General features: G+C 36.2%; 6 protein-coding genes. 5 read left to right on the top strand and 1 reads right to left on the bottom strand.

Annotated elements, in window-relative coordinates:
- Nucleotides 1-26 precede the first annotated feature (26 nt).
- Complete coding sequence (rlmD, locus tag HT687_RS09675) at nt 27-1382, bottom strand: 23S rRNA (uracil(1939)-C(5))-methyltransferase RlmD (protein ID WP_023937326.1); 1356 nt, start codon at nt 1380-1382, stop codon at nt 27-29.
- A 56-nt stretch (nt 1383-1438) separates the two neighbouring features.
- Between rlmD and HT687_RS09670 the strand changes: the two genes are divergently transcribed.
- The 5 genes from HT687_RS09670 to tnpB form a co-directional block, all read left to right on the top strand.
- Nucleotides 1439-2215: an aminoglycoside 3'-phosphotransferase gene (locus HT687_RS09670; RefSeq protein ID WP_023937323.1), complete on the top strand. Its 777-nt coding sequence runs from the start codon at nt 1439-1441 to the stop codon at nt 2213-2215.
- Nucleotides 2216-2224: 9 nt separating this feature from the next.
- Nucleotides 2225-3001 (top strand): recombination regulator RecX, encoded by a 777-nt coding sequence (recX, locus tag HT687_RS09665; RefSeq protein ID WP_023937321.1) that lies wholly within the window; start codon nt 2225-2227, stop codon nt 2999-3001.
- Nucleotides 3002-3089: 88 nt separating this feature from the next.
- Nucleotides 3090-3623, top strand: a complete 534-nt coding sequence (locus tag HT687_RS09660; RefSeq protein WP_000775321.1) for a DUF402 domain-containing protein — start codon at nt 3090-3092, stop codon at nt 3621-3623.
- Between the two features lie 309 nt (nt 3624-3932).
- Nucleotides 3933-4118 (top strand): hypothetical protein, encoded by a 186-nt coding sequence (locus HT687_RS09655; RefSeq protein ID WP_055356964.1) that lies wholly within the window; start codon nt 3933-3935, stop codon nt 4116-4118.
- Nucleotides 4099-4249 (top strand): IS66 family insertion sequence element accessory protein TnpB (tnpB, locus tag HT687_RS12395; protein WP_142355209.1); only part of this gene is annotated, 151 nt, incomplete at its 3' end. The genes HT687_RS09655 and tnpB, both read left to right, overlap by 20 nt.

The following is a 4249-nucleotide window of genomic DNA, read 5'->3' as shown; positions in this document are numbered from 1 at the left end:
CATCACTTTCGATTGACACTACTTTTTTAAAATTTTTTAATTAATTTTACAACTGCTTCCGTTCGAGCTGTATGTGGGAACATATCGACCGACTGGATATAATGAAGATCATAGACTTCTACTAAGCGTACCAAATCCCTTGCCAAAGTCGAAACATTACAAGAAATATAAACCATTTTTTCTGGTACATAGGTAAGAATTGTATCTAATAACTTGTCATCCAGACCTGTACGTGGTGGATCCACAATCAAAGCATCTGCTCGGTATCCTTCCTTGTACCAACGAGGAATAATCTCTTCTGCTGTTCCAGCTTCATAATGAGTATTGTCAAATCCCATTCTTTTGGCATTTCGCTTGGCATCTTCAATGGCTTCTGGAATAATATCCATACCTCTGAGTGTTTTTACTTTCTTTGCGAAGGCAAATCCAATCGTTCCAACTCCACAATAAGCGTCAATCAAATGGTCTTCTTTATCAACATCCAAGGCTTTTACCGCCTCGTTATAAAGAACTTCTGTTTGTTCAGGATTTAGTTGATAGAAAGCTCGAGGAGATAGTGAGAATTCATAGTCGAGTACACCTTCTTGAATATTCTCTTGTCCCCAGATAATCTCTGTCTTTTCACCATAAATCTCACTGGTTTTAGCTGTATTTGTATTCACAGCTACTGTCACAACTTCTGGAAAATCTTTAATTAAGTCTTTTACTAGTTGGGTTAAATTAAGCTGACGATTTGTAACAATAATAATCTGAACCTGTCCAGTCTTTCTTGCTCGTCGAACCATAATAGTCCTAACACCTAGAACTTTTCTCTCATCGGTGATTGGAATTTGGTGAAAAGTAAGTAATTCCGCTAGACGATTAGCAATCACTTGGGTTTCCTTGTCTTGTACCAGGCAATCTTTCAACTCTACTAAATAGTGAGAGTTTTGTGCATATAAGCCCGCCTTGACCTGATTTTTAAATTTTCTAGTCTGAAATTGTAACTTAGCTCTGTAATATTTTGGTTCCTGCATTCCAATAGTTGGACGAATTTCATAGTTTTCATATCCTGCAGGAGCAAATTTTTTCAGCGCTTGATGAAGCAAGTCCGTCTTGAACTCCAGCTGCTTATCATAATGCAGGTGCATGATTTGGCAGCCTCCGCACTCATTATAAATAGTACAAGCTGGCACAACGCGGAATTTAGACTTCTTGTTGACCTTTAATAATTTCGCTTCAACAAAGTTACGTTTAATAGAAGTAATCTGACAATAGATATCTTCGCCTTTGAGAGCACCGGGTACAAAGACTAATGTTTTTTGGTAAAAGCCGATTCCCTCACCATTAATTCCCATGCGCTTGATTTTTAATGGTATTTTTTGTTTTATTTTTAGATTCATAGGTCTATTATACCATGGAGTTTCTAAGATATTTAAGAATATGTTACAATAAAAGCATGAATTCAAAAACACCTCGCTTTAGTATACTAGATTTCCCTGAACGATTACGAAGCTATATCAAGGGAGCTAATCTCTCTGATAGTTCTTCTCATTCAAGTGCAACTGTCCTATATATAGATTCAGGTTACTATTTAAAAATAGATCAAAAAGGCAGATTAGCTCAAGAAGCTAAGATTGCAAGTTGGTTCGAAACTGAAGGATTGGGAACTCCAGTGATTACCTATTTATCAGCAAAAAAGGACTTCCTTCTGACCAAAGAAGCCATTGGCAGAAATGCTCTCGATTTTTTAAATCAACCCGAAAAACTCTGTCAAACCCTAGCTCAAGCATTAAACAAACTTCACAGTCTTAAACCACAATCTTTTCCGTCGGAAAATCATCTGAAGCGTTATAAAGAAAAAGCCTTAAAAAACTATCAAAAGGGGACTTTTTATAACAAGACTCTTCTGCCCCAATTTCATATTCACAGTCGTGAAGAAGCTTACCAACTGATACAAGAGAAAGGTTACATCCTCAAAGATGATGCTTTTATTCATGGAGATGCCTGCCTGCCAAATTTCATCTTGAAGGATGCCTCTCATTTTTCTTGCTTTATTGACTTGGGATTGGCTGGTTTTAGTGACCGACATATCGACCTCTTTTGGGCAATTTGGTCCCTTCATTACAACCTACAAGAGGCTACGTATGCTGAATTATTTCTCGACTATTACGGTAGAGAATATGTAAATATGGATAAACTACGACTTGTTGCAGCTTTCGAAGCATTTAGATGAAAGGAAATTATGAAAATCACAAAACTTGAAAAGAAAAAAAGACTCTATCTGATGGAGCTTGATAATGGCGACAAATGCTATATCACCGAAGATACAATTGTTCGTTTTATGTTATCGAGAGATAAGGTGATAAGCGAAGAGGAATTGAAAGAGATTCAAGACTTTGCTCAATTTTCTTATGGTAAGAATCTGGCCCTCTACCACTTATCCTTTAAAGCACGCACTGAAAAAGAGGTCAGAGAATATCTGAAAAAATACGATATTGATGAAAACATCGTTTCTCAAGTCATTGATAATCTCAAAGAAGATAAGTGGATTAATGATGGTCAGTACGCTTATGCTATCATCAATACCAATCAACTTTCAGGAGACAAGGGTCCTTATGTGCTGACTCAGAAACTAGCTCAAAAAGGGATTTCAAAATCTACTATAGAAGAGAACTTGAAAGAATTTGATTTTTCGGAAGTTGCTCAACGTGTAGCTAATAAACTATTGAAAAAATATGAGGGAAAACTTCCAACTCGTGCCCTGCAAGATAAGATTATCCAGAACTTGACTAACAAGGGCTTCTCTTATTCTGATGCTAAAATTGCCTTTGACGACTTAGATAGCCAAGTTGACCAAGAAACGACTCAAGAACTCATCTTCAAGGAACTTGATAAGCAATATACTAAGTATGCTCGAAAGTATGAAGGATACGAACTGAAGCAGCGTTTAACTCAAGTTTTAGCACGAAAGGGCTACGATTTTTCGGATATAGCAAGCGCTCTTAGAGAATATCTTTAATATTTCCAAGTGAAATTCACAGATTTTAGGTAATTTTATGGTACAATAGTAAATGATAAACTTATAAATTGTAGAAAGTTGGTTAGTTATGAAGCTTCCAAAAGAAGGCGACTTTATTACAATTCAAAGTTATAAGCATGATGGGAGTCTCCACCGAACTTGGCGGGACACCATGGTACTAAAAACAACAGAAAACGCCATTATTGGTGTCAACGATCATACACTTGTTACCGAAAGTGATGGTCGTCGTTGGGTCACTCGAGAACCGGCTATTGTTTACTTTCACAAGAAATATTGGTTTAATATCATTGCCATGATTCGTGATAATGGAACTTCTTACTATTGCAATATGGCTAGCCCCTACTATCTGGATGAAGAAGCACTGAAGTATATTGATTACGATTTGGATGTTAAAATTTTTACAGATGGGGAAAAACGTCTCTTGGACGTTGAAGAGTATGAGCGCCACAAACGCAAAATGAATTATTCTGATGACTTGGACTATATTTTAAAAGAACATGTCAAAATTCTTGTTGATTGGATTAACAATGGACGTGGTCCTTTCTCAGAAGCCTATGTAAACATTTGGTACAAGCGCTATGTAGAACTAAAGAATCGGTAAAGTTGTCAAAGGTCAGGAACAAAATCCTGACCTTGTTTTTTTGGTAGTGTAAAATAAATTGTGTAAAAACAAAAAGGAATAAATCCATTATAGCAGAGTTACAACACCTTACTAGAAAGAGATTTATGCAGAATTCGTAAAATATATAAAACAAATAGATATACTGTTATTTTTTAATGTCTCTGTTCCTTGTAAGTTTACAACAAACTTATATCGTTTAATAGTAAGCGCGTCATAACAAGGTATCTATCATTCATGGAAGACCTCCTGTATACTATTAGTAAAGTAAAACTATTGGAGGATATTTAAATGCCACAACCTATTGTTCCTGTAGAGATTCCACAATCTCGTCGTTTTGATTCTAAAAAGAGAAATGATATTCTGCTTAAAATTCGTATTGGCAAGCTTGAAGTAAGTTTTTTTCAATCTCTCAATCTCGAAATGATAGAAGAGCTTTTGGATAAGGTGTTGCTCCATGACAATTCATCTATCTAGCCTAGGGCAGGTCTATCTCGTATGTGGGAAAACGGATATGAGACAAGGCATTGATTCACTGGCTTATCTGGTTAAAACCCACTTTGAATTGGATCCTTTCTCCGGTCAAGTTTTTCTCTTTTGTGGTGGAC

The organism is Streptococcus sp. 1449, assembly GCF_013276805.1.
In the GTDB taxonomy this organism is placed as follows: Bacteria; Bacillota; Bacilli; order Lactobacillales; family Streptococcaceae; genus Streptococcus; species Streptococcus pseudopneumoniae.
The sequence above is the reverse complement of the archived record's forward strand: the minus strand, read 5'-3'. Positions and strand labels throughout refer to the sequence as shown.

What these genes read in the sequence shown, in the direction of transcription:
- rlmD (WP_023937326.1), bottom strand. Translation starts at nt 1,382, where the DNA reads ATGAATCTAAAAATAAAACAAAAAATACCATTAAAAATCAAGCGCATG.
- HT687_RS09670 (WP_023937323.1), top strand. Translation starts at nt 1,439, where the DNA reads ATGAATTCAAAAACACCTCGCTTTAGTATACTAGATTTCCCTGAACGA.
- recX (WP_023937321.1), top strand. Translation starts at nt 2,225, where the DNA reads ATGAAAATCACAAAACTTGAAAAGAAAAAAAGACTCTATCTGATGGAG.
- HT687_RS09660 (WP_000775321.1), top strand. Translation starts at nt 3,090, where the DNA reads ATGAAGCTTCCAAAAGAAGGCGACTTTATTACAATTCAAAGTTATAAG.
- HT687_RS09655 (WP_055356964.1), top strand. Translation starts at nt 3,933, where the DNA reads ATGCCACAACCTATTGTTCCTGTAGAGATTCCACAATCTCGTCGTTTT.